The organism is Paenibacillus sp. 01T431, assembly GCF_056398625.1.
Map to the genome: position 1 here is coordinate 1 of NZ_JBFTPT010000031.1, position 26,343 is coordinate 26,343.

The 26,343-nt window shown below is 40.6% G+C and carries 26 protein-coding genes; 1 reads left to right on the plus strand and 25 read right to left on the minus strand.

Annotated elements, in window-relative coordinates:
* Positions 1 to 313: 313 nt before the first annotated feature.
* The 6 genes from AC1DM9_RS32465 to AC1DM9_RS32490 all read right to left on the minus strand — a co-directional run bounded on the left by AC1DM9_RS32465 (position 314) and on the right by AC1DM9_RS32490 (position 4,567).
* Positions 314 to 1,444, minus strand: a complete 1,131-nt coding sequence (locus AC1DM9_RS32465; protein ID WP_477584104.1) for a cytochrome P450 — start codon at positions 1,442 to 1,444, stop codon at positions 314 to 316.
* 33 nt (positions 1,445 to 1,477) lie between these two features.
* A complete protein-coding gene (locus AC1DM9_RS32470; protein WP_477584106.1) occupies positions 1,478 to 2,077 on the minus strand; it encodes a TetR/AcrR family transcriptional regulator in 600 nt (199 codons plus the stop codon).
* Positions 2,078 to 2,303: 226 nt separating this feature from the next.
* Complete coding sequence (locus AC1DM9_RS32475) at positions 2,304 to 3,026, minus strand: hypothetical protein (RefSeq protein WP_477584108.1); 723 nt, start codon at positions 3,024 to 3,026, stop codon at positions 2,304 to 2,306.
* A gap of 124 nt (positions 3,027 to 3,150) precedes the next feature.
* Entirely contained in the window at positions 3,151 to 3,276 is a 126-nt protein-coding gene (locus tag AC1DM9_RS32480) for a hypothetical protein (protein WP_441883150.1), read from the minus strand.
* Positions 3,277 to 3,412: 136 nt separating this feature from the next.
* Positions 3,413 to 3,598, minus strand: coding sequence for a hypothetical protein (locus AC1DM9_RS32485; RefSeq protein ID WP_441883152.1), 186 nt, complete (start codon positions 3,596 to 3,598; stop codon positions 3,413 to 3,415).
* Between the two features lie 288 nt (positions 3,599 to 3,886).
* A complete protein-coding gene (locus AC1DM9_RS32490) occupies positions 3,887 to 4,567 on the minus strand; it encodes a TetR/AcrR family transcriptional regulator (RefSeq protein WP_477549227.1) in 681 nt (226 codons plus the stop codon).
* A 137-nt stretch (positions 4,568 to 4,704) separates the two neighbouring features.
* Between AC1DM9_RS32490 and AC1DM9_RS32495 the strand changes: the two genes are divergently transcribed.
* Positions 4,705 to 6,057 (plus strand): MATE family efflux transporter, encoded by a 1,353-nt coding sequence (locus tag AC1DM9_RS32495; RefSeq protein ID WP_477584110.1) that lies wholly within the window; start codon positions 4,705 to 4,707, stop codon positions 6,055 to 6,057.
* A 252-nt stretch (positions 6,058 to 6,309) separates the two neighbouring features.
* Here the strand turns inward: AC1DM9_RS32495 and AC1DM9_RS32500 are convergent, their stop codons facing one another.
* From AC1DM9_RS32500 to AC1DM9_RS32590, 19 genes are all read right to left on the minus strand, one after another.
* Positions 6,310 to 7,077 carry an ABC transporter permease gene (locus tag AC1DM9_RS32500; RefSeq protein ID WP_477584112.1) on the minus strand — a complete coding sequence of 256 codons (768 nt, stop codon included), beginning with the start codon at positions 7,075 to 7,077 and terminating at the stop codon, positions 6,310 to 6,312.
* On the minus strand, positions 7,078 to 7,839 hold the full coding sequence (locus tag AC1DM9_RS32505) for an ABC transporter ATP-binding protein (RefSeq protein ID WP_477584114.1): 762 nt from the start codon (positions 7,837 to 7,839) through the stop codon (positions 7,078 to 7,080).
* Between the two features lie 14 nt (positions 7,840 to 7,853).
* Positions 7,854 to 8,720, minus strand: coding sequence for a pentapeptide repeat-containing protein (locus AC1DM9_RS32510; protein ID WP_441883162.1), 867 nt, complete (start codon positions 8,718 to 8,720; stop codon positions 7,854 to 7,856).
* A gap of 13 nt (positions 8,721 to 8,733) precedes the next feature.
* Positions 8,734 to 9,063, minus strand: a complete 330-nt coding sequence (locus AC1DM9_RS32515) for a PadR family transcriptional regulator (protein WP_339209247.1) — start codon at positions 9,061 to 9,063, stop codon at positions 8,734 to 8,736.
* A gap of 250 nt (positions 9,064 to 9,313) precedes the next feature.
* A complete protein-coding gene (locus tag AC1DM9_RS32520; protein ID WP_477584116.1) occupies positions 9,314 to 10,657 on the minus strand; it encodes an FAD-binding oxidoreductase in 1,344 nt (447 codons plus the stop codon).
* A gap of 333 nt (positions 10,658 to 10,990) precedes the next feature.
* A complete protein-coding gene (locus AC1DM9_RS32525) occupies positions 10,991 to 11,620 on the minus strand; it encodes a class I SAM-dependent methyltransferase (RefSeq protein ID WP_477584118.1) in 630 nt (209 codons plus the stop codon).
* Positions 11,621 to 11,667: 47 nt separating this feature from the next.
* Entirely contained in the window at positions 11,668 to 14,283 is a 2,616-nt protein-coding gene (gene ppsA, locus AC1DM9_RS32530) for a phosphoenolpyruvate synthase (RefSeq protein ID WP_477584120.1), read from the minus strand.
* Positions 14,284 to 14,698: 415 nt separating this feature from the next.
* Positions 14,699 to 15,298: a dienelactone hydrolase family protein gene (locus AC1DM9_RS32535; RefSeq protein WP_477584122.1), complete on the minus strand. Its 600-nt coding sequence runs from the start codon at positions 15,296 to 15,298 to the stop codon at positions 14,699 to 14,701.
* Positions 15,299 to 15,315: 17 nt separating this feature from the next.
* Positions 15,316 to 16,098, minus strand: coding sequence for a (S)-benzoin forming benzil reductase (locus tag AC1DM9_RS32540; RefSeq protein WP_477584124.1), 783 nt, complete (start codon positions 16,096 to 16,098; stop codon positions 15,316 to 15,318).
* Between the two features lie 52 nt (positions 16,099 to 16,150).
* Positions 16,151 to 16,465 carry a hypothetical protein gene (locus AC1DM9_RS32545; RefSeq protein ID WP_477549235.1) on the minus strand — a complete coding sequence of 105 codons (315 nt, stop codon included), beginning with the start codon at positions 16,463 to 16,465 and terminating at the stop codon, positions 16,151 to 16,153.
* A 930-nt stretch (positions 16,466 to 17,395) separates the two neighbouring features.
* Positions 17,396 to 17,707 (minus strand): ArsR/SmtB family transcription factor, encoded by a 312-nt coding sequence (locus AC1DM9_RS32550; RefSeq protein WP_477584126.1) that lies wholly within the window; start codon positions 17,705 to 17,707, stop codon positions 17,396 to 17,398.
* 96 nt (positions 17,708 to 17,803) lie between these two features.
* Complete coding sequence (locus AC1DM9_RS32555; RefSeq protein ID WP_477584128.1) at positions 17,804 to 18,283, minus strand: SRPBCC family protein; 480 nt, start codon at positions 18,281 to 18,283, stop codon at positions 17,804 to 17,806.
* 74 nt (positions 18,284 to 18,357) lie between these two features.
* On the minus strand, positions 18,358 to 19,626 hold the full coding sequence (locus AC1DM9_RS32560; RefSeq protein ID WP_477584130.1) for an FAD-binding protein: 1,269 nt from the start codon (positions 19,624 to 19,626) through the stop codon (positions 18,358 to 18,360).
* Positions 19,627 to 19,993: 367 nt separating this feature from the next.
* Positions 19,994 to 20,479, minus strand: a complete 486-nt coding sequence (locus AC1DM9_RS32565; RefSeq protein ID WP_477584132.1) for a DUF5412 family protein — start codon at positions 20,477 to 20,479, stop codon at positions 19,994 to 19,996.
* A 42-nt stretch (positions 20,480 to 20,521) separates the two neighbouring features.
* Positions 20,522 to 21,790: a glycosyltransferase family 39 protein gene (locus tag AC1DM9_RS32570; RefSeq protein WP_477584134.1), complete on the minus strand. Its 1,269-nt coding sequence runs from the start codon at positions 21,788 to 21,790 to the stop codon at positions 20,522 to 20,524.
* A gap of 221 nt (positions 21,791 to 22,011) precedes the next feature.
* Entirely contained in the window at positions 22,012 to 22,458 is a 447-nt protein-coding gene (locus AC1DM9_RS32575) for a DinB family protein (protein ID WP_477584136.1), read from the minus strand.
* Positions 22,459 to 22,480: 22 nt separating this feature from the next.
* The gene (locus AC1DM9_RS32580; RefSeq protein ID WP_477584138.1) at positions 22,481 to 23,005 is read right to left on the minus strand and encodes a GNAT family N-acetyltransferase; all 525 of its coding nucleotides are present in this window, start codon (positions 23,003 to 23,005) and stop codon (positions 22,481 to 22,483) included.
* 644 nt (positions 23,006 to 23,649) lie between these two features.
* Positions 23,650 to 24,591, minus strand: coding sequence for a hypothetical protein (locus AC1DM9_RS32585; protein ID WP_477584140.1), 942 nt, complete (start codon positions 24,589 to 24,591; stop codon positions 23,650 to 23,652).
* Positions 24,592 to 24,850: 259 nt separating this feature from the next.
* The gene (locus AC1DM9_RS32590; RefSeq protein WP_477584142.1) at positions 24,851 to 25,921 is read right to left on the minus strand and encodes a polysaccharide deacetylase family protein; all 1,071 of its coding nucleotides are present in this window, start codon (positions 25,919 to 25,921) and stop codon (positions 24,851 to 24,853) included.
* Between the last annotated feature and the right edge of the window lie 422 nt (positions 25,922 to 26,343).

Consider the following 26,343-nt stretch of genomic DNA (forward strand, 5'->3'; position numbering starts at 1 on the left):
GGCCATAGAGCCAAGTTCACCACTTTCGATCTCTCCGCCATAGAGCCAAGTTCACCACTTTCGATCTCTCCGATTATGGTAAGTTTCTCTGATGCGGAATATTTAACTTTAGACATGAAAATGCTCCCCTCATAGCAACAGGTTTTTTATTATTTCACCTGTCTACTATTTGGGGAGCATATCATAATATCGGCAGCCTCGTCTTGTTGATTCTTACGCTATAGTATTGTTCGATTGTAGAACCAATGATTACATAAGCTTTTACGACTTTTATTGGCGTTGAATATACAATAATGCACCTATTAAAGTAACGTTATTTCGTCAGAACCAGCGGCAAACGATTGACCCCGAACATCATCCAGCTGTCCAACCGCTCCAGCGTGTGCGAACGATCTCTTGCATAGTCAGGAAACCTGCTAAGAAGTGTTTGAATGGCGATCTTGCTCTCCAAGCGGGCAAGCTGAGAGCCCAAGCAGAAGTGAATGCCGTGCCCCAATGCCAGATGCGGATTCGGGTTGCGATGGATATCGAATTTTTCCGGAGTATCAAATTGCTCTCCGTCATGATTGGCCGAACCGATCCAGAGGTTGACCATTTGTCCGGGCGAAAGCGTTTGGCCGCGCAGAACAGTCGTCTTTTTAACGATTCGAATCATCGTTTGAACGGGAGAGCAATAGCGAAGCACCTCTTCGATGGCTTGCGGAATCATGGGAGGTTCTTCGATGAGCCTCTTCCTTGCCTCTCTGTCGCTATCTAGGCACAGTAAGGCTGACGTTATAAGATTGGTCGTCGTTTCATTCCCTGCCACCAGCAGCAGAATGCAGAATCCGATGATCTCCAAGTCACTTAATTGTTCGCCTTCGACCTTTGCATGAACGAGATTGCTGATGAGATCATCCTGCGGGTCGAGCCGTCTTCGATTCATGATGTCGGAGAAATAGTCGCTCATTTCCTTCTGGCATTGAAAATAACGTTCGCCGTCATTCCCAACTAGCGAATCCGACCATTCCTTGAACCTGTCGCGATCCACGGACGGAATGCCCAGCATTTCGACGATGACGATGATCGGCAGAGGGCTCGCATAATCGAGAAGGGCATCCATCTCCCCCGTCTCTTCTGCTTGATCGCACAATTGCTGCGCAATCGATTCAATTTTCGGTGCGAGCGCTTCGATAGCCCGAGGCGTGAAAGCTTGCGAAACGAGCATACGCAGCTGTCGGTGTTTAGGTGGATCTTGCCTAAGAATGCTTGAGTTGATCGGCTCCATGGCGCTTTCCGTCCCTTTTGAAGAATAATGCTCATGATCGGCAAATATCTTCTTTACATCTTCGTACTTGTACACGTCCCAAGTATTTTTCTCCGAATTGAACACGACAGGGGAAGAGTTTCGCATTTCATTAAACCATGACAAAGGTATCAGTTCGCTGTCAGTTTTCCAATTCATACGTCGCATCGCCGCTTTCCGCTTAGAATGAAATCAGTTCAACATACCATCTGGCTTGCCGCCGGGGGTCAAAAACAACCCGGTCGTAATAATCTGATAAAGAAAATGTTCAAGATCGTCGCGGTTCATACTACTGCCATAGGTTAGAAAGTAATCGCATGAACTGTTGAGCAATCCGACAATTCCCGCAGCAGCCAAGCTGCAATTGACATTGATCATTACCCCCTCTTCCCGGCTTCCTTCCAGCACCTCTGCTATAAAACGAATATAGCCGAGCTTCAGTTCATTCAATTCCTCTAGTACTTCCTGATCAATTCCGTTCGACAATTCGTTGAACACGATATGTGCGAATCCGCTGGAATCCAGAAACAAGTCGAGATTGTGCCGGATGATTCGCCTGATTTGTTCTTCCAACGAAAGATCAGTTTGCAGCTCATTCCGTATTCGATCGGTAATGACCTGCAGTCCATCCATTACGATCGTCTTAAACAGCTGTGCTTTTCCTGGAAAATGATAATACAACGTCCCTTTGGCAACCTTTGCTCTAAGTGCGATATCGTCCATACTAGCTCGGTGGTATCCATTCTCCGAGAAAACGTCTATCGCTGCTGACATGATTTTCGTTTTGCTCAATGCGAAATGTCTCTCCTTTTCGCGTCATACTGACTAGTCAGTACAATTAATATGCTTATGTTAACACTTGGTAAAATGATTGTCAATCATGATTGCATTTTTCGTTACTCGGTACAAATTCTTGACATAGCACATTGCTAAGTATATGTACCGAAAAAACAAAAAACCACGATATACGTGGTTCTTAATAACTTGTCTCCTATTTATGCATGCTCAAGAGCTTCGTTCAGATTTCTATTTTTTCAAGCTTTTCAAAAACACTATCAACCCATTCTTGGTCATCCCATAGTTTTGAATCATGAAGTTTTCTAACAGCGGGATGTCCAGTTGCAATCGTATCTACACCATCTTTGTTTCCAAAGTAGAAATCAACGATTTTTAATATTTTATTTTCTGTTTGAACTAACATCTTAAAGCTCATACCAGATCCTTGGTTCGAAAAAGGTAAATTTACGTAGTAGAGATTTTTATCAAGTTGCTTGAATTCTGCTTCCGTAAATTTATTTTCCAGACCGAAAACAACACTAAACTCTCCCTTTAATTCTTTTTTTTGTTCTAGCTCTAGCATTTTATTTGTGTATTTTAGAAGATTCTCGTTAGATATGTAATTTCTAAATGTGACTGCTTTTTGTTCTGCGATAGCACCGGTATACAAATTCACAAAAGCTTTTCCAAATGTAACAACGGTTTCTTGATCGTCATCACTAATTTGATCCCTTTTAATTGAAAATTGCAGATTGGCTAGGTCACTTAATATTTCCGCTGCTGACTTCTCTGGTAGTACCAAAGAAGCCTCTTCACTTAATGGTATATTATTTGAGTCAGCAATTTGTCCTAATGCATCTTTCCCCTTTATTACAGGATTTGCTAGCAATCCAATTCCAACTGCTATCATAAGGACAATTGAGAAAAAAAGTAACCAAAACCTCGGTTTTCTGTAATTCAACACGTTTTTAATCCTCCCTTTGACATTCCCCTCACCAAAAGCAAGCGGACTCCCATTCAAAATATGTCTTTCGGTAGCTAGCGATAATAATGATTAACATACAGATGAACCAAAGATATGATCCAATCTATATGTAAATCTGCAATGGATTCACACTTTCCCTATTCAGAGCAGTCAGTGCTGGAAATGTCCCGCCTACAAATAAATCGACCATTTCTTTCCCACTATTAATCTGCGGACTTTGCTGAAGCATGCTATCTTGAGGAATTGGATTCCTATCCCCATTCCTTGGCAACAGACTAAATACACTTTCAAATATTTGATTCTAAGTGGAGGACTCTCCGTTTGTCAAGGCGGGCCGTAATTCAAACTAGGAATAGCTTCTCCTATTATTTCTTGTGCTTCAGCTTTCTTTTAATGTGAACACCGATCAAACCGATAATTATAAAGCATCCTCCCGTCACTATCATGCCGAGAAAATTAGTCAAAATTAAATCAGGATCGGGACCATTTCCTACTGGACCAATTTTAGGTTTATAAGCATCAAAATAATAAAAAACAGCCATTAATGTCATTAGGGTACCTACTGATATATTAAATACTGATATCCATAGTTTATATTTATCTGGTTGTGTTATGAGAAAATAAATATTTTGGATGATTACGAAAGCCAAGAATATCCCTTTGTAGATCACCTTTATATCACCTTTCCTCAAAATGTAATCGTACCTAATAAAACCTTTTATCAGTCACTATTGTTCGACTGTCCTGCCTGTTAGCTTAACGGGCTACCGTAAAGTTGTATATAAACCTCAATGAATCCGCCCATCCGATATCCAGATGTGGGTGTTTTACATACTATACTACCTATCCTGATCCTTTATCACCTGCTCAATCCCCTTCAGAATCAGCTTCATGCCGAATTCAAACGCTCCGTCGGTCCCTATCAGATTGAATAGCCCATTTTTGTACATCCCTCGAAACACTCCCGCATCTGTCTCGCTCATGGCGTCCAGAAGACTTGTTATCTCTCCATCACGAAGCTCTCCCTGCTCCTCAAGCATAGTGGATAATATGCGCTGATGCTGATAATTGTCCAGAACGAAGTAGAAGACATAGTTCACCAGCGTAAGAACGGCTTGTAATTTTTGCTCTTGCTCAAGTGGCGTCGATTCCATGCAGAGCAGCATTCGGTTAGTGAACCGGATCATGTCTGGTTCGTGGGGCAGCGTCAACATCATGAGCTGCGTGGAGCAGGGATATCGGCTGAGCACACTCCGTACGGTTACCGCAAATTCCGCAAGCTGCTCCCTCCAATCCCCCTCAGAGTGAAACTCCTCCAAAATGATCTTCGATACATGGTTGGCCAGGCGCTGGTAGAGATTCTGCTTGCTCTTGAAATACCAGTACAGAGAGGGAGCCTGTATGCCCATACGATCGGCCAAGCGTCTCATGCTGAATTTCTCAATGCCTTCCTCTCCAAGAAGCTCCCACGAGGTTTCCAAAATTTTATCCTCCGAAATCTGAGGCTGCTTTTTTTTCATCGGTATCCATCCTTTTATCTAACAGTGTAAGTTTATACTTTACAGGTTCATAGGTTCATGATATCATCTAACACTGTAAGATACAAACTAACACTGTTAGATTGATGGTCAAAATAAATAAAGAAAGTAGTGTTCACATGGATACAGAAAACCTCCATTATTTTGAAAAAGCACCCGTCTCAAAAGCTGTAGCTCACTTCGCTGTACCGATGATGTTAGGCATGTCAATGAGTGTTATATACTCCATCTTGAATGCCTATTTCCTTGGTACACTCCACAATACTGCAATGTTGACTGCACTCGCACTCACCTTGCCTTTATTCGCGGCGATTATGGCACTAGGCAACTTGATTGGCATCGGTAGCGGAGCCTTCATCTCTCGGTTGCTGGGTGAGAAAAAATATGATGATGTTAAGCATGTATCTTCATTTGCCTTTTACAGTAGTTTAGTTCTCGGTCTTATCGTGATGGCCGTTAGTCTCCCGTTGATTGATCCAATCGTTCATGGCCTGGGGGCAACGCCTGACTCCTTCGGATTTACAAAGGACTATGTCACGATAATGCTTATTGGCTCACCAATCGTCGTATTGTTCTTCACGCTGGAGAATATTGTGCGCTCGGAGGGGTCAGCTACCACGTCGATGATCGGTATGATTATCAGTGTTGTCGTAAATATTATTCTAGATGCGCTAGTCATCTTCGTTTTCCATTGGGATGTAATCGGCGTTGCGTCTGCTACAGTCATTTCTAATTTGGTTGCGAGTATATACTACGCCTTTCATATAAGATATAAAAGCCAATTTTTGACCATTTCTATAAAATGGTTTAAGGCTAACAAGGACATTCTAAGCAATGTATTCAAAATCGGAGTTCCCGTTTTTGTTATGAGTATCTTCATGGGAGCAATGTCGCTCATCTTTAACCATTTTCTTGTTGAATATGGGGAGCAAGCTATAGCGGGGTTCGGAATTTCATCGCGATTGCTGCAATTTCCGGAGTTTATTCTGATGGGATTATGTGAGGGAGTTGTGCCGATGATTGCTTTCTCTTTTACAGCGAATAAATTACGCATGAAGCATACCATTACATTCACAATTAAAGTGGTTCTTGCGTTAGCAGTCGTGTTCGGAGTTATCGTCTATTTGATTTCCGACCATTTAATTGGTTTATTTACGAATGACCCGCAATTAATTGAAATGGGCAGCTACATTCTGCATGTGACGTTCTTATCCTTATTCATTACAGGAATGACCTCGTTGTTTACGGGAATCTTCCAAGCAACAGCGCAAGGAACCGCCGCGTTTATTATGTCAATAATTCAAGGAATTACTCTGATTCCTGTGTTGTTTATAGCTAATCGCTTGAATGGCTTTCATGGGGTGGTCTGGTCGCTTGTCATAGCGGATGCCGTCGCGTTCCTTGTTGGAGCGATCATGCTGTATGTCCTACGGAACAAATTGCAGCCGGATTTGGAAAGTTTAGTGCACTAGTAACGAATAAGACGTATGAGGCAGGATAAGGGCACTCCCTGATCTTGCCTTTCTTCGGGTCAAACCGTTTTCCACCGCGAACTAGATTAGCTCCTTGTTCTTATGCTCGAATTGCTTTACTAGTTCATCTGTTGAGAATAACTGATCCAAAGACGGATAAAACTTTTTTCGGTCCAGCATAAAGTTAAAAGAACATCTTCATAAAAAAGAATAAACCCAGTACTGATACAGTACTGGGTCGCATTTCTTCATTTAAAACCGCTTTTTATAAACCCTCATCGCAAAGAAGTAGGCTACAAACAAGATCCCAACACACCATGCAAGCGCAATCCATAATTCATTGCCCACCGGTTGGTTTGACAGCAATGCGCGAATGGCTTCAACGATCGAGGTAACCGGTTGGTTTTCAGCAAAGGCACGAACGACCGAAGGCATCGATTCGGTCGGCACAAATGCCGAGCTAATAAACGGAAGGAAGATGATCGGGTAGGAAAAAGCGCTTGCCCCATCCACCGATTTTGCCAATAATCCTGCAATGGCAGCGACCCAGGTTAATGCCAGCGTAAACAGCATGAGTATGCCAGCTACTGCTAGCCAGTCTAGTATCCCGGCCGAAGAACGAAAACCCATAATCAACGCTACGATAATGATAACGACAACAGAGATAGCATTGGATACTAGTGAGGTCAACACATGCCCCCATAGTAAGGTAGAACGCGAAATTGGCATGGAATGAAACCGCTCGAAAATACCTCGCTGCACATCGGTAAACAGACGAAATGCCGTGTAGGATATCCCGCTAGCAATCGCAATGAGCAGTATACCGGGCAACAGATAATTAACGTAGTTATCCGTACCGGTTTGAATTGCACCGCCAAACACATAGACAAACAGCAGCATCATCGCAATCGGAGTGATACAGACCGTGACGATGGTGTCCATACTACGGGAAATATGGCGCATGGAACGTCCGAGCATAACACCCAAATCGTTAAAAAAATGTTTTATTACCGTCTCCATTTATGCTCCCTCCTTCTTGCCAATAATGGAGAAGAATATCTCTTCCAATGTCGGCTGCTTCTCAATATACTCCACTTTCGTTGATGGAAACATCTTTTTTAGCTCCAAAAGCGTGCCACTGGCGATGATTTTACCCTTGTGCAGAATCGCAATTCGGTCAGCGAGCTGTTCCGCCTCTTCCAAATACTGCGTAGTTAGGAATACCGTAGTGCCGCTGTCTGCAAGCTCCTTGACGATCTTCCAAACCTCGATGCGTGCCTCGGGATCAAGGCCAGTGGTCGGTTCGTCGAGGAAAATAACCTGCGGTTTCCCTACAAAGCTCAATGCGATGTCGAGCCTGCGGCGCATCCCACCCGAATAAGTAGATACCCTGCGGTTGGCGGCGTCTGTCAGGCCAAAGCGTTTAAGCAAGTCATCCGCAACTTGCCGCGGATTACTCAGGTATCGCAGTTTGGCAATCATGATTAGATTTTCCCGTCCGGTCATTAGTTCGTCTACAGCGGCAAATTGTCCGGTTAAACTAATCGCCTGCCTCACATGATCAGGTTTGGACGCTACATCGAATCCCTCAACGACGGCGGTTCCACTGTCTTGTTTGAGCAGCGTAGTGAGGATTTTGACAACTGTCGTTTTACCTGCCCCGTTTGAACCGAGCAGTGCAAAAATACTGCCCTTTTCCACCTCGAAATCTACTCCCTTAAGGACGGCAAGCTCTTTGTAAGACTTTTGCAGACCTATAACTTGAATTGACTTATTATTCATACTGTTTCCCCTCCTTATCGAACTGTAACTTTAGACAATTCGGCTCCCATACCTTTAAGCGCAGCATAGGTCAGCTTATCCATGACTGCTTCGTCAAAGCAGATGGTTTTGATGGAGCGGTAATACTTATTAGTCAAGGAAAAAAATGCTTGAAAAGAAACATTCTTGAGTGTAGCACCCTTAAACGAAACTTCATTTATAGCAGACTTGTCAAACTTAACGCCGATAAAGGTTTGCCCGTCAAGACACAGCCCACTCAGGTCACAATATTTGAAGTCCACCCCGTCAAAGATACAACCTTCAAAAATTGTTTTTTTAAGGTCGATCTTGTTTAGCGTGACGTCGGTCAGTTTTACGCCTGTGAATTTTGCTCCTTCCATCCCTGAAATGCTGAAGTTGGTGCGTACAAGGATCGATTTATTGAAGCTCGCATTGGAAAGATCATTGACAGATAGGGTACAGTCGGTCAGATTTGCGCCGTTAAAATTGGCTTCACGGATGTCGCTACTCTTAAAGGTGCTTCCGGTCAAGTCTGCACCTGCAAAGTCAGAGCCGTGTAATGCACTCGATGTGAAATTTCCTTTATGCGCAATAACACCTGCAAAGTCACTCTTTGGCAAATTGCTCGCGCTAAAGTTTGTCAGTACTTGCCTCTCCAGCGAGCGGGAGAGATTGGCGACTTCCAGTATCGTTTCCTCGATGTCGCCGATGCTCTCAATGGTCTTATTAAACGCTGTTTCATCGTCTTTGCCCTCGGCTTTAAGTTCACGGTACCTCTCCTGTAAATCGGAGAGCAGGTCGGCTTTTAATTCGGTGACGCTTTTCACCCCATCGTATGGCGTAAAAACGTCGTTCAAATAATTCGTCAATTTCTGATTCATCACATCAAACCTCCTATAGTAAGTTTTCAAGCACGCGTTTTGCATACTCCCAGTTGCTATTGTTGCGGGCATATGTTTCCTTGCCCTTCTCGGTAATTCTAAAATATTTGCGCCGTCCGCCCTGTGATTCATCGCCCCAATACCACTCGATATCACCGTCTGTCTCAAGACGTCTGACACTGGAATACATGGTCGCTTCTTTTAGTTCATACTCACCGCCCGAGCGCTCCGCGATCAATTTGACAATTTCGTATCCGTAGCGATCATCTTCGGATAATAGTCGCAATATCATCGTATCGGTATGTCCGCGCAGCAGGTCGGATGTAATTTTGTTCTCACTCATTTAATCACCCCGCTACTGTATAATACGACATACTACCGTGACTGTCAAGGTACTATTTTAATCAAATTACTTTCTCTGTGGTTACGGAAGCCTAACCCTATCGATTTTAGTTGTAAAATGAAAAATGAACCCAAGGTTCCCCTTGGGTTCACGCGATTAGTTACCATGTGTGTCTTTGCTGCTTGGCATGTGACATGATATCCCCCACAACTTAACTGTGAGAAAGTACCTTATTTCAATTCATTCTCATTCAAGCCGGTGGAATACTTTGAGGATTGTTGAACACATTATTTGGATCATACTTAGCTTTTACTCTACGCAGCCTAGGAAAGTTTTTACCATAATAAACAGGACCAGAACATTTGATACCTTGGTCTGGTACATTGATATAGGAACCTACGATATATGGCTGCAGCTTATGCCTTGTGTTCCGTGCTAAGGCAATATTTTTAGCGGCATGAGATGGCTTAACCCATGAGCTGTTCCATTCGACATAAAATTTGGCTTTACGCCAGTAGAATGCTGTGGCTTTAGGTGCGATACGGCTTATGGCACCACCCCAGTTAAGGAAGAAGAAGCCGGCCGGAGTCCCTCCCTCAGCGTTTTCTAGAAACTCGCGCATAACTTTATAGGCTTTATCTGGAAAAGGACGTCTGCCGAAGCCGCTGGAAAACTGGTTGCTGAACTTTTGTGTCAGCACTGGATCAGGAGCTAACAAAAACTTTGTAGCTTCAAGATATGGTAACAATCGGATGGTTTTTTTTGTAGGCGTCCCCACGCTTAAAATAGGCTCTAATTGACGCAGGGCTTCCGTTTTAGATCCAAGAAACAGACCGATCATGCTAACATTTCCACCCTTTTTGGGTCCAACATTTAATTCGCTGCCCAATCTGGTGCTGGCATTAGGAGCCCAGACTTGCCATTTCTTTACGACTTTTTCGAACTGCTCCCATGGCCACGTTACGCTGAAGACGGTAGCTTTGGCTGGAGCACGCAGTACTTTGAATTTGTATTTTGTGTATACGCCAAAGTTACCGCCTCCTCCACCGCGGGAAGCCCATAGGAGATCGGAATTGCGTTTTTTATTTGCCCGGATTACTCTTCCCTTAGCGTCAACCATTTCTAGTCCGATGAGATTGTCGCTAATGAGGCCAGTCGTTCTTTGGAGAGGACCAATCCCTCCGCCAAGTGTAATTCCACCGATTCCAACCGAAGGACTATCACCAAACGGTGCGATAAAACCTTGTCTTGCCAATTTGTCTACGACTCTTCCTACCCGATTGCCTGACTCAACCACAACAGTTCTGCACTTTTTATTCAACTTGATTTTCTTCATCTCGCTAACATCGATGACAATGCCTCCGTTAACTTGAGAAAGGTTGGTCTCCAAGGCGTGCCGTCCACTTCTCGGGCGAATAGGAACATTATTTTTGCGAGCCCATCTTATAGCGTTTGCAACATCCTGTGTTCTTTGGGCAAAAACAAAAACTTTTGGAAATCTGTCGGTATGAGGATCCCAATTCTTACGAGCCGCTTCATAACCAGGGTTTCCCTTGAATATCACTCGCCCCGTAAGTTTCGATATTGATTTCATGTATCCAACTCCTTTGTTCATTTCTCCCGCAATTTAGACAGTTGCCATGTATCGTATGATGGGTTTAACCGGTTGGTATAGACTACAGCTGATAAAGTAAATATAAAGCAGATCTCGAATGATCATGGTTTTCATTATTAGTTACTTTACAAGTGCACGAATGTTGAACTGATATTTGTATTCCAAACTAAAAACAGTGACAGTCATGGACCAGTAAATAATGTCCTAGACTGTCACTGTTTCAATGCAGTAATGACTACTTTTTCGTACTCGGTGGAGTTCTATTTCCTTTAAGTTATGTTTTAGATAGTGTTGAAAAATATATGATAATATTTACGGTGTTTTCTTGCACTTTATAATTAGAAAATGGATTGGAGGTGCATTTTTCGTGTTCTTATTTGGCTCGTCAATTTCTGAAATCTCTACCAGTCCATATTTTTCAAAATCTTGTTTTATGGAATCAGCATCATAAAAATACATTTTTACGCCCTCCATTATCTCGAAATAGTCTTTAGCCAATTGTTTGCCCTTTCCGAACATTGGGGCTTTTTGTGAAACCGTTGTAAAAACCAAATATCCATTTGGCTTTAACTGATCATAACAATCTTGAATAAATTTTTCTCTCTCTCGATTATCCAATAAGTGAATAAGCGCATGACTGAATATACCATCATAGAGCTTGTTATCAAAGGGCATATCCGTTACTGAACCATGAAAAATACTTATATCAAGCCCGTTTTCCTTCGCCAAATCAATCGCTGTATTTGAAATTTCTATACCTGTTACCTTTATTCCATTGTCAATAAAAACCTTTGCATTTCTGCCATAACCAATACCTGGAATCAATATGTCCTTAACATTCTTTTCAAGGAAAAAGTCCTTTGTTACGATTGCGGAGTCTGTAGGTTCAAATCCCCACATCGTTTGTTTTTCTATAAAACTTGATTCCCAAAATTCCGTCATATCTCTATCTCCTTTATGTCTTAAATTAAATGTTATCTTGTTAGCCATTACAATATTTCGATATACCCTTCAGTTCCATGAACCCGTATTCGTTGTCCATCTTTTATTAATGTGGTAGCATTCTCTACCCCAACTACTGCTGGTAAGCCATACTCACGCGCTATAACTGCCCCATGAGTCATCAGCCCACCAACTTCGGTAACTAGACCTTTAATGGATACAAACAATGGTGTCCAGCCAGGGTCAGTAAAGGATGTGACTAAAATATCTCCATCTTCTAAGTCAGCATCCTCCATACTTAAGATAACACGTGCTCGTCCCTCGATTACTCCAGAAGAAACAGGCAGACCTGCAATTGCATTGATTGGGAGATTTTCTCGTACGTATTTCCCCGCTATGATTTCACCATCAGATGTTATAACACGTGGGGGAGTCAGTTTTTCATATCGTTTGTATTCGTCTTTTCGATTGTTGATAATCTGGTAATCCAATATATATGAGGCTACGATATCGCGAAGTTCTTCAAAAGAAAGATAGTATACATCTTCTTTTTCTTGAATAATGCCCGCTTGTACGAGCTGTTCGGCTTCTTTCAATAAAGCTTGCTTATATTCGAAGTAGCGACTTATCATGCCGTACTTTGGATATTCACGATACCCGCTGAAATTTTGGATTAAGCTGATCATTTGTTTGGTCTCTGCGGCTTTTTGATTACCATCCGGTAATTGTTTTAATCGGTCTAATAACTCTTGTTCTTTTTCCAAAGCTTCCTGTCGCCCTTGCTCGAATTTTCGCTTGCCAGCATTAGGCTCAAAGTTTTTGATGTTACCTAGAATCATCGGGACAAGTGTAATTGGTTTTTCACTCCAACGAGTTTTTGTCATATCGATTTCACCGGCACATCGCATCCCATATTTGTCGAGATAAGCATAGATAGCGTCTTGGGTTTCCTTCCCACCATTAAGCTTAACCAGATCATCCAAAAAGTTATCTTCTCTTACATGTTGTAAATAATCAATTACTTCTGGATAAGGACGAATCACATCAGCGACATTCAATAGCGCCAGACCCATTGTCGAAGTAATATTGTTTGGTACAGATTGCGAAAGCGTATCTGCTGCGTTTTTTTCACCTAACCACTTGTTCATTTTTTCATTAATCCATGATGAAGCATCCATGGCAGTCATAATTACAGCCGAACTTTGTGGGTTAAATAGAGTTTTCTTTAATTGCTGGATATCTTCTAAAATATAATCAAATAAATCTGATCCTGATTTCGTTTGGATGTTTTGTTTTAACTCTTCTATCGATGTTTGACTACTCTTAATTAAATCAGAAACGATTGTTGGGTTATTGTCGATTTGTGCTTGAATATCAAAAAACGTCTTACCTTTACTACTTTTAATGGGACTAGGTACTTGTTTAACATCAGGTGTTGATTTTATAAAATCTTCTCGCTCTACGATAATCATAAGCGCGTCTTTTATGAGGGGATCGGATTTTCCCAAGGCATCTATTACTATACTGCTACTAACAGGGGAAGCCAGGCTATGTGTGATATCAACAAACAACCTGCCACCAGCTGTTCGCATGGTTGCTGGGGTCGTTAACAGGTAGAAAGACAGTCCTAGTGGTTTCATGGGGTCGGTCATCATTTGTTGATGACCAACAGAAACATAGACATGATTTTCTTTATCATTCGCTTCAGGGATCGGGTATAAAGTTGTAATTGGACGACTCTGTACAATATAAAATGCATCATCAACCAAACACCATTCGATATCTTGTGGACAACCAAAGTAAGCTTCGATCTGTCTTCCGATGAGTGCCAATCGTAAAATTTGTTGTTCAGTAAGTGTTTGTGTCTTCTGTAGTTCAGGATCGATTTGCTTAGTCTCTGTTCCTCCTTCTTTTAACCCATAGATAGCCACTTTTTTGGTTGCTATCCTTTTGTTGAGGATTTCCCCTCCCTGTACGATATAACAATCGGCAGAAACTAGGCCAGAAACCAACGCTTCTCCAAGTCCAAAGCTGGCATCGATGGATAGCAGCTTTCGGTTAGAGCTGATCGGATCGGCAGTAAATAAAATTCCCGAAGCTTGTGGGAAAACCATCTTTTGAACGATAACGGATAAATAAACTTGACTGTGGTCAAATCCATTTTGCATACGGTAGATTACCGCGCGATCCGTAAATAGAGATGCCCAACATTTACTGATATGCTGAATGATTGCTTCTTTGCCGATGATATTTAAATAGGTGTCATGCTGACCAGCAAAAGAAGCATGTGGTAAATCTTCAGCAGTCGCACTAGAACGTACGGCATAAGCATGTTCATCACCATATTGTGAGAGAAATTGTATAATTGCTTTCACAACATCAGAAGGAATTTCAACCCCCATAATGATTTGTCGAATCTTTCTGCTGATTTCACCAATCTGGTCTCGATCTACTGCTTTTAACGTTGTCAGTTGATCCAACAATGCATGGTACGTTTCATTATGTTCAAAGGCTCTTTGATAAACTTCAGTTGTAACGCAAAATCCCTCTGGTACTTGAATTTCTTCGATTTTTGATAATTCCCCTAAATTCAACCCTTTTCCTCCGACGAGTGAAAATTGCGTTTTTTCCATTTCCTGAAAACCGAGAACTAAAGAACGCATTCAATATCTCCCCTATCCAATAAATTGAGAAAAAGATTTGACAAGAGCTTACCAGCATGATAAAATAAAATTGTAAGATGTAACATTTATGTTTAAAATTATTTCCGAAGACGTGAAACGATTATATCATCGTGTTTGTTTATATGCAAATGTTTAGAACCTGATAAAATTATCCAGGTTCTTTTTTGATTTCCCTCTAACATTATCGCATTAAAAAGCAGAGCTCGTGCCGGGCTCCGTCACTTCATATCACCTTCGGGTCCTATTAGGATATGAATTGTTCTCTTCCACTCTATCGCCCCAATAATAAAATAGTTATTGTAAAATTACCGATAATAGCCCTCTTAAAGTTAAACTACGTTAACAGGCAGTCTACAAACAACCAAGTGTATTGCTACCTACGATGGGATCAAAATCATTCTATGTTATGGAAAAAGCCTACCATCTCAGAAAAGGCCTTTTGTGCGGATTGTTCATTGTATTTATGAGAATACGGGTCACTGAAGCCGTGTTGTCCGCTAAATTTATGGATTTCATTCGCATCGTTTTTGCTTAAAATCGAAATTAATTCATCTACATGAAACGACAATTCTTCTTGTGGGAAAAATAATATCATTGGACATTTAGGTAATAATTCCGTGTAGTTTCTAATGCGTGAACCATAGTATGCTGCTATCCCATCAACCTCTGCTTCCTCTGAACATAACCAAGCAGTTGTTGCTCCTACGCTAAATCCGGCAAGAAAAACTTTTTTATAATTAGCCCTCTTGTCGGATACGAGATGCTTAATTTGGTTCGAAGCCTTAATAAAGCCTACATTTTCTACGAAATGACGATATGCAGTTTCCTCTTTTGCATAGTCAAAAGGTACTTCTTGTTCCAAAAGATTTGGACAAATAACATCAAAATCGTGATCCGCTAGTGATTGACAAATATGTTGCATATGACGGTTAATGCCATAGATTTCATGAATGACTATGATTAAAGTTTCAGAACCGTTAATTATGCTAATCATTATTTCAGCCGCCTTTGTTAAGTGTTTTTGTTTGGAGTGTCAACATGTTGTTGAAGCTTCGAATAGTCATAAATATCAACGATAGCACCATGTTCAAAATGCTCTGTAAACAAAAACGCTATTATTTGTTGTGCGGTTTCTTCTGGTGTCGTCAGCATGCCGGCATCTTTGGCCTTTCCGAATAGCTGAGCAGATGGGAAAGCTGCTTGGTCTTGAGTTCTTGCTTCTTTTTGCAAATTCGTATCAATCATTCCTGGCCATATAGAAATAATACCGACAGGTGTTTGGGTGTGGCTTTGTTCAAGACCGACACATTGAGTGAATACGTCCAAGCCTGCTTTGGATGCCGAATAAAGTCTCATGCCAGGGTGGTGATGTTTGGCTGAGGAGGATGATATATTTAAAATGCGCTTTTTGCCTAAAAAGGTTTTCGTATGCTTCATAAATGTAGAAGTCAGTAAAATAGGTGCGAGCAGATTAACATGAATGTTTCCTGTTATTTCGTTAACAGCAGCCGAATCAATAAATGCAACAGGAGCGATCATAGAAGCATTGTTTATGAGATAAACACCAGTGGCTTTAGACAGATCAATTTCTGAAAAAATTCGGTTCATTAACGCCTCGATTTGATCAATGTCGTGTAAATCAAATTCTAAATAGGTTATGTTCTTGCTTTTGTTTGTTAACGAATGATTTCTTTCGCGTGAAATACAAAATAAATAGTGCTCTGATGAGATAAGTTGCTCTGCAATAGCTTGTCCAATTCCTCTTGATGTGCCGGTTATTATAAAATAGTCCATAAATATGCGCCTCCAATTTTAAAGTTTTGAATTAGGAATTCAAAGATACTTTTTAATCAACTTCATCTAAATTAATATTTAATTCTATGGTCTTCCTTTCACCATTAATCGAAAATATGGTTTCAGTGTAAAGAATTTGTTCTTCAGGTGTAATATTAATCATTTTGTCCTTATCGAAACTGTATACTTCATTCTTAGCTAATGACTTTGAGATACCAACAAAACTATAAATAATATCTGGGCGATTAGATCGCTCTCCGACGACTGCTCCAGTCAAAGGGTCGCCATGGATGATCCCAATGAAATTATCGCCTGTATTCACCAATTCGGTATGAATTTTAATTTTTGATGCTTCTTCTCTTTCCACTTTGACTCGAACTGTAAGGGAATCGGACGAAACCTCCTTAATTATTGAATTGTCCTCTTTGCTTTGACATCCCATTACGAACAGAAGCAATATGTACAAAATGATAATAGGCTTCAAGTAGTTCAATCCTTTCTGCAAAAGCAAGAAATGATACTCTAATTCCAACGCTCCATTACTGGGAACAGAAAGCCGCTTAGGATTCCGGGTACGCAGTAGAAGTAATTCCATTCTAATTTGCCTACACAGAGGGAATAAATCATTGTGGAAATCATCAACCCGGTAAATGCGTGAGCAAGCATGGACGAAAATAATCTCCTTTTTTTAATTCTGAATAACAGATCAATTAAATAAAAAGCAGGGCATAAGCACAAAAGAATTAATATCCACAGTGACAATATCAACAATAGGAGCACGTACACAAAGAACATCATATGGACCTCAATTAAGAAGCTCAGCGGATAAAAACACATAAGGATCAACGAAACAACCACTGCAACCCAGAAACTATTTAATGCAGCATCATGAACTCTCTCCAACGGTACTCCCCCTTCATCCCAATTGAAATTTTCAATATGAAAAATTTACTTTGTGTTATTTGTTAGCCTCATGAATTATTCTAATTCTTAAGGACAAGAAGCGAAAATTGCTAAAAAAGTGTTATTGTTTCCTGAATTATATCCCCATTCCCGTCGTAATGAATAGTTCTATCATTAATAGTACCCCGTCTTACTTCTTGCTCCACTACTTGTTAAGATAAAAAAATAAGCAGACCGCCGAAGCGCCTGCTCATCCACAATTATCGTTCTTAGTTTTTCGTTAGTTCAATAAGAATTGATTTTCGAATCTCTGTCTTCATCTATGTTGTAACACAGAAAAAGCCAGGATAATCTCCTGACTTTATCATGGTCAATGTAAGTTCTAATCAAGTATCTATTCTTCCTCTTGGTCAAGGAAGGACTGGAGATCGTCAAGCTTGCTGGACCAGAAATGACGATAAGACTCCAGCCACTTATCGACTTCTTGAAGCGGCTCTGGGCGTAAGGAATAGATGTTTTTTTGGGATACAGATCGTACCTCTACCAATCCAGCTTCACGCAATACTCTTAGATGCTTAGAAACGCCCGGTTGACTCAATTGACAATTATCTACAAGTTCACCAACTGATCGCTCGCGAATGCGCAATAGATCCAGCATAGATCGTCTGTGCGGTTCCGACAAAACTTCAAATATATTATTACTCATCACTTGGTCCTCTCCACTCGAATGCGCAACCGACAATGGATTTTAATTTGATGTGCTAATCGCTCCAAGAGCATCAGCATTGTCTTCCTTTACAACTTAATTCATTATCGAATCATATTTCTTGCGCAAGTCTTTAAAACGATCCGAAGGGAAGTCGACATGCTTTTCATGAAGAATCATATCAATCATGTCTAGATGCACATGCCAGCCTGCCAGAAAATCAGCAACTTCAGCGGACTCGTAAAACGTATGAGTCAGGTGAAGATGGCATCCTTTATCATCATCATGCAGCTCCCATCGAACCACTGATTCTCCTGAAGACTTCTCTATCCAAGTGTACTCGAGCCCATTTGGGGGATTGACCATAGTGAACTTTCCATGTACCAGATCCCCATTCTCCCAACGAAATGTAATCTTTCCGTTAACGATCAAATCAAATTCAGCATGTGCAGTTAACCAATTGACAATCTGATTGGGACTAGTTATCGCCCTCCATACTTTTTCTATCGGATGATTCAGGTAACGCTCGAACCGAACCACACTTCTTCCTTCATATTGTAGAAGTTTACCGTCCATTCAATCCCCTCCAAAGTTATAATTTCCATATTATATTATATACATTACCATATGGTTATATAACTGTAAAGGAATTAATGTTTCTCCATAATGTAGTTTTTCAAGAAGTCGTTGCAAAACTTTCCTTGAGGGTCGTTTTGAAGTAGTAATTGCCGAAAGTCAGGCAACTTCTCATATAATGATTGAAGATGGGCAGGCGGCGTGGCAAACAGCTTTGCCCAATGTGGGCGAGCATGGAAAGGCGCAATTTGTTCCTCGATCATCGGAAGGATTTGTCGGACCGCCTCCCAATCCGCCTTCCATGTAAAGTGAAAAGCAACGGATTCCTGCTTATAACAAGGACTCATCCACAAATTGTCTTCAGCAATCGTACGAACTTCTGACACATAAAGATGTGGCGATATGAAATCACGTATCCGGTCAATCGCACATAGTGCTTGATAGGCATCTTTGCGCGGCACAAAATATTCACTCTGTAGTTCCTCTCCGGCACTTGGCGTGAAATCCATGCGGAAGTGCGGTAGCCTTTCATGCCATGGCCCCGGAATACCAAGCTGCTCACTGCAATTCTCTGCAGAATAACCTGGCACTGGATGTCGTGGTACACTTGCGAGCTTGGCGCCAAAAAATTCAGATTCCACTTCAGCGTGTCCAAGATCTGGTAACTTACGCTTTTGCCAGACTTGATTGAATGTAGACGTTTTCCAATCCGTAAAAAGACTAACACTATAAGCGCTAGAGAATATTTCGTCAAAATGGTCTTTAAGTTGAACTAAAGGCAAATGATCAAATACATATTGACTCATCTGGAATGTGGGGATTATATCTAGAGTGATTTTCGTAATAACGCCGAGCCCTCCAAGCCCCACTACCGCCCCAGCAAAGAGCCCATCTTGTTGATCACGGGAGAATACGACCTTATTCCCATCCGCTTTGACAACTTCCATGGAATGAATCGCCGAAGCAAGATTAGCATTCTGGTCACCGGAACCATGTGTGGCCGTTTGGCATGCGCCTGCTATTGTAATATGGGGCAACGACGCCAAGTTGTGCAAAGCATAACCGAATTCATACAGATATTGACACAGATCTCCGTATCTAATACCTCCCTCGACTGTAACCTTATTGTGTTTAGTGTCTAATGCAATGATTCGGTTAAACTTTTGAAGAGAGATGAGGTTTTCGTTACAATCAGCGATTCCATTGAACGAATGACGAGTGCCAAGTGTCTTAATTCGATTGCTACGTGCTACTATTTCTTGTATTTGCTCCAATGTTTCCGGAACATGGAGTTCCGATGCGCTATACCTATAGTTACCTGCCCAATTTCGATTATTTTCCATAAACATATACCCCCACTACATCTGATGAAAGATTTGTCAAAAATATCGATATGTTATAAAAACATTCTATATATTTTGGAAGTATCCTGCACGGAGAGTAATTCTGGTGAACATTACATCAAATACCACTGCAATGGCCCTTAGGTCTCTTATGCTGTCTCTTATGCTTAAAAGCAGTTATAGAAAAAACTAAAGGTACAACTCCTGATATTTTTAGAGGGGCTGTACCTTTTCTCATAATAATTTGAGCCTTAAGCATTGGTATACCGTTTGCAACATGAAGTATGCTAAATACTATAACTATAATTAATCAAGCCAATGTATCTTAACAATCGTAATTTCAAATTGTGGAGTTCCGTGTCTCTTTTCAGAAACCAATCATTTTAAGAATAAATGGCACCTGAATGTCATCGGCCTTATAACAATTTTCAAACTTTCCTATTAACAATAGACTTCGACAAGCAGCGCCAGATTCTTCATAAATATCGGACTTCACATTCAACTCTATATTCCTATGGTCATTATATTCAGGACTTTCATTTTTAATTTTAAGAACTTCTGCGGATTTCCAATTCATAGAAAAAATGTCTTTATGATTGCTTGAATAAATCGTTTTTTTCTTGCCCGTTTGGGTTTCTTCAACCTCGACAATATACAAAACGCCACCTGCTGCGCCACCATAAGGGATATAATATGCACTTGCATTATATTCGCCATTCGGAGATTTGGTCGGACCACTAAATATGACAGCATTATTATTAAGAGCTTGAAAACTATAAAAATATCTATTATATCCTATTAATAATAAAATACTGATTGCTATAAATAGCATGAAAGCATATCTTTTTTTCATAAAGCCTCCCATCCATTTCGATTCCCGTGTGTGTTGAAGCCTTTAAAGGTTGGCAGTGACATGATTTTTCACACTCGTACTTTGATACTTTGCAATCGCCCAGTCGATAAAAAAACCTGCGCTCATAAAGAAAAGAAACACATTCGGGTAACCATACCTATTGAATGCGACAAAAGGAATATAGATTAATGTGAAATAGGCCAGTGAAAGCAATAAAAACAAATAAGCAATCTCCTTTTGCCGGAAGGCTCGCTTAAGCGTAATCAGTAAACCTGCTGCTCCAAATAGCATAAATACGACATGATAGATGCCCGCGATCCAAATATTTACACCAAATACCGTTTTCCAATAATAAGGAGCCGCATATAATCCAAATACTTTATCAATCGTATACCATTTCAAGTATTTTAATGGTTGATTTTTAAAGCCGAAGCTTACAATTTTTTGTGCCGTTTCGGCTTGAGCAGCATCTGAGCCTGCAAATAAATTTTCACTGATGCCCTCGTATTCTAGATGGGTGTCGAAGAAGGCCTTTGAAGGTGCCTTGTTGTTAATAAGAGCGCCTAATAACATCGGATTGCCTGCTGACTGTGTGAATGGAATGAATTTATCAAATGTGACGTAATTCCGTATCCACCATGGTGATAGCAAAAGGATCAACGTTAGCGAAATAACTGCTGTATACTTCACTATAATTTTCCAAGATATCTTTTGCACAAGCCATAAAATGAACCAGACAACGGGAAAAAGTACCGCATGCGGTTTGAAATAACATGCTAGCCCAACAATAGCTGCCGAAATAATATAATACCTCGTTTCCTGTCTCCTTAAAGCAAGAAGGCTAAAGCAAATAAGCAATATGAACAGCGTGCGGAACATTGTCTCCGACAAAATGGCGCCTGAAGAAAAATAATCGGGCAAATAAAGCGCGGTTGCGATGCAGGCTATTATAGCAGCTCTACTATTAAACAGTTGATTAGCCGCTATAAAAATCAAATAGATCGAGAACGCCTGCAGGGCTGCCATTAGGACTCTGAATGCCACAACCCCTCCATCTCCTTGTCCGAAGATGAGCATGAGACCAGCCAGTACAACTGGCATTCCTGGCATGATGAAAGCAGACGGGTCATCGCCGCTGTTATAAGCAATCGTGTGCTTATTCAATAAAATTTTAGCGCTATTTATATATTTGACGTCGTCATTATTTTGTTTATTATATGACCCAATGAGAAAGTGATCGCCATACAACAGAACAGATGCGGTGCTAATCGAAAAAACGAGAATGATAATAATGAATAAAGTAGTGCGCATAGGACGAGAGACATGATTAAGCTTAAACAGGATTTACACACCTTTCTCTTACAAATACGAGGGGTACAGACCTTCTTCATCATATATCACTATGACCAAGTATTAGAGCCATACGGTCCTTTATTTTAAAAATAATAAGGAGCAGCTGCCATGGCAAACTGCYCCAGAACTAAAGTATAACTATCGTTTACCCGTAATTCAAATCGTAACTATTGATATTTCTATCTCACAAAAGAAATATAATCAATGTTGACGGGTTCAAAAGCATTTGCTCGAATTTGTAAATTAATTTGTCCTCGATGATACTGACCATGTAGTGCTACATGAGTTAAAATATCTCGTGTGGAAGTTATAAACTCTTTACCTTTACTGTTTGAATATGAAACTAAGTTATCTAAGTCAGTATTTGTGATTTTAGTGAGAATATTTTTGAAGCTTTCTTCATTTTGTTTAATAAGTGTTGCACAGGATTCTAGATCACCATCTGACCAGATAGGCATTTGTGAACTGTCCATTCCTTGTATTCTAGCAATCCAAACTTGTTCGGCATATAGAATATGAGAAAATAACCGCACCAGTTGATCCTCGACTTCTACATTTTGCAAAGTTTCTAGAATACGTTGATTTGCCCAGTTTAGATGTTCATACATCTTTTGAATTGTTTTCATTGATTCCATCCTTTCATTAACTTCACTTTATCAAAGAGTAAATGTTTGTATCATAAGCAATACCATTTTGATACATATAGTTTTTCAAAATCCCTTCTTTTTCAAAACCTAGTTTTGTTAATATTTGATTGGATTTTTTATTTTCAATAAAAACAATCGCGCCAATTCGTGTTAACCCAAGTTCGCTAAAACCATATGCTATAACTTTTGAAATGGCTTCTGTTGCATATCCATTTCCCCAATAATCAGGATGAAGCTCATAGCCTATCTCAGCTCTCTTATGTTTTAAAGACAAAACATTAAAACCGATGGTCCCGATCATTTCTTTTTTACCTTTTATTTCAATTCCCCATCGAATGCCTCGATTTTCTTGGTAGCTTTTCGCGAAAAACGCAATGAACGGTTCTGCTTGTTCGATATTTGTTAACGTATCTTGTCCATAATATCGTGTCACATCATGATTGGAAAAGCAATGAAAGATGCTATGAGCATCTTCTTTAACGATTTCTCTCAATTGCAATCTTTCTGTCTCTAGAATCGGAAACACTTAATCACTCCATTTTTATAATATTAATATGTATTCCTATTAGATGGTTAGCGCAACAGTGATTCCTCATGCTTCGGATAATATTCAAAAAACAAATACTTCCAATCATTCATGAAGTCACTTTGAAAAATTCTATTGTAGAAGCAAATCTGTTCATTCCAGAAATCTACAGCGTTGCATTTGTATTTACCTAAAATGAATGATGGATAATTATGGACTGAACTAGCCATAATGCTTGTTTTTTTTGTATCCTGTTGATCAATCACATGTATTAAACTTTCTATTATGTATTTGATCGGACCCATGCTTTGATATACCCTTTCTATGTTATGAACCCTATTGTACAACCTTATTCTTTTGAGTTTTGAGATAATAGTTGCTTTGTATCGAGGATCTTCAATTAAATATAACTCATTTAGTAACCTCTTAATTGAGCGAAAATTAAATTTGGTATCTTCATGTAACCAGCATCGATACTTAAGTAAAAGTTGAAAAAGTAAAGGGTTCGTTGGATCAGTCCTAATAAAGATGAAAAGATAAGTCAATGAATCCATTACGTTTGCAGCATACATCTTCTCAAAAATGATAATCACCTGCTTAGTAGGAATTCGATAATCTCGAGTCATTTGAGAAAGGCCGGAACTTCACAAAATGAGCCTATCCAGACCAATTGCACTAATCAAAAGCCGCTCTTTCCTGCTGCCTAACATATTTTTTGTCCAATCTACAAAACCGCCATCGCCAATAAAATACTCCGATTCGCCGATTACTGTCTTTAATGTGAATTGTAATCCTTTGTAATACTGGTTTTCCATATTCGGCTCACCTGTACTTACCGACACATTCATTGACAGTTCATTTCCGTGTTTTATAATCCTTGAGACTAAGCCAGCCGAATCATTGTAACCACTGCGTTCACTTAAAATGATCTCGATGTCAGACCCAAACAGCGTTTTAAATATACTTTGGTATACTTTTATATGCTCCCATAATGATTGTTTTTCGAAGCTATAGGAACCTTCATCTAATCCAGACGTCACCATACAAAATAAATGGAAATGAGGCAGCATCCCTGGAGCATCTCCAAAGTATTGCGCTCGGACATGCCTATGGGTGGTACAGAAGCGAATAAAATTATCTCTCTTATCATTTGAATCAATGGTTTTAAGTAAATTACTGATATGCAGGGCTAAGAGGTTGGTTGCATCTGATACAACCTCCGTTCCTCTTAACGCGGAAATTGCTTTGTTTTGATCAACTGTTCCTAGCACAGAAGCACAGCCCAATGGTGCTACGGGAGATAGTTGAATTGGCGAAAAAGAATGTTTTGAAGCAATATCTAAAACATCCAACTCCATCCTCTTAAGCAATAGCACATCGACGTCAGCTGGGTGTACAAAACGGTTATTCTTGTATCTTTTAAGTAGATCATTTGGAGAAGATGTCTTTGTTTTCTCGCTGAATACTTTTAAGAGAAGTGAATTCAAGTCACTGGAGGATATCCGATCAACTAAAAGATTAATTAAATCAGCTTGATCAAGTTTTCGCAGTATTCTTTCAAGATCGGCTGTAAGGTTAGTTTCCATTAACTTCACTCTCCTTGACCTCATTCTATTGGTTATTAATGGATAATTATATGGGGTAACATTACTTTAGGTCAAGAACTAAACCAATATTATAAATGATCAATCTTTTAGCTTGAAAAATGACGTAAAGTTTTCTTCTGTATTTCAACAGGGCTACTCACAAAAATCCCGACGGAGAAGATCCCGCCGGGATTTAGTGGCACATACGATTTGAATTTAAATCAATAACTAAATCGTATCCTTTACTGGTTCGAGTTATTTACTGAATTTCCAAATAATCAATGTAAACATCCCATGTCCCGTTATCGGAGGTGCAAACGAGCTCAATTTCTTGATTACCGGTTCCATGGCTGACATTGCTTATGGTATAGACTGCGGGACTACTGCCTCCGAAGTAGAAGGTCCCCTTCGTCACCCCACCTATTTTCAAGTCAACTCTGGCCATATTGGAGTTATTTGAAGCACCACGGAGTGAGAAACTATGAGTTCCGCTCGTGAAATTCTGTGTGTATTTGACCAAATCATTGTTGGCGTATAAAGCAACACCAGAGAACGGCGAGCTGATATTCCCGGTGTACTGACCAGCTTTGGTCATGCTTTCGGCTTCCTTTTTTGTACTTGTGCTTGGAGGAGTAGTTGTACCGCCACCGTCAGGCGCAACCGCCCGGCCGGTGCTTGTTGAAATCATACCAGGGCAAAGTCCCCGGCTCTTAAGGTTCTGAGCAATCTGGGGAATCGCTTGGAGCGTAGTCTGGTATTGATCATGCATCAGGATGACATCGCCGTTCTGCAGTCTGCCCGCAGCGGCTACGATCTGTGCAGTGGTAGCGCCATTCCAGTCCTGTGAGTCAACGTTCCAAAGCACCTCGGTTAGACCATTTTGACTCTCGATTGACTTCAAAGTTGCGTTAGTTTCGCCGTACGGCGGGCGGAACAATTTTGGTGCAGCTCCGGTAGCTGACTGGATCGCTTGTTGTGTCCGCGTAATCTCAGTTGACATCTGCGAGCTGCTCAATGTGGTCATGTGAGGATGTGTATAAGAGTGGTTTCCAACCCACATGCCCGCATTCACTTGGTCCCGCACGAGTGACGGGTTATTTTGTGCGTTTTGCCCAAGGTTGAACATCGTTGCACGCAAACCGGCCTGCTTCAGAGCATTGAGCAGTGATGTAGTGTTACTGGCATTTGGGCCATCGTCGTATGTCAGACCTACATATCCATTCGGGCAGTTGGCATCGGCTGCACTGGCAATAGGCATTATAGGGGTGGAGAACAACGAACTGAAGAGTGCTAGGGCCGCTGCCCCTTTTATTAGTTTTGCATTGAACATGGTAGTACCTCCTCGTATTAAAATACGAGTATGCTTGTTCGCGCCACTCCGTACCGCTTAACTCTCTCTACTAGATTCGGGGTTTGACAGAATATCTAAATAGTATAGGTAAGCGTCCCATGTCCCGTCATCAGAGGTTACAATTATTTCATCTGTATTCCTCCTCTTTTTTAATTGCATTTAGTCTCACATGATGCTGTACAGCCTGAAATAGGCTGCTCGAGCCTCACTTCCCTCCATATATTAACTTGAAAGCGATTACAATAATTATCTTAACAAAACGTTTCTTAATCGTTTACCTGTAAGAATTTAGTTCCTACTGTAAAAAACTTAGTTTTTTTGATCTGTCTTTTTTTGATTTATGATCGTCTATTTTATATAATGCTAGCAAAAAACCGCATCCATAGGAGGATGCGGTTAGT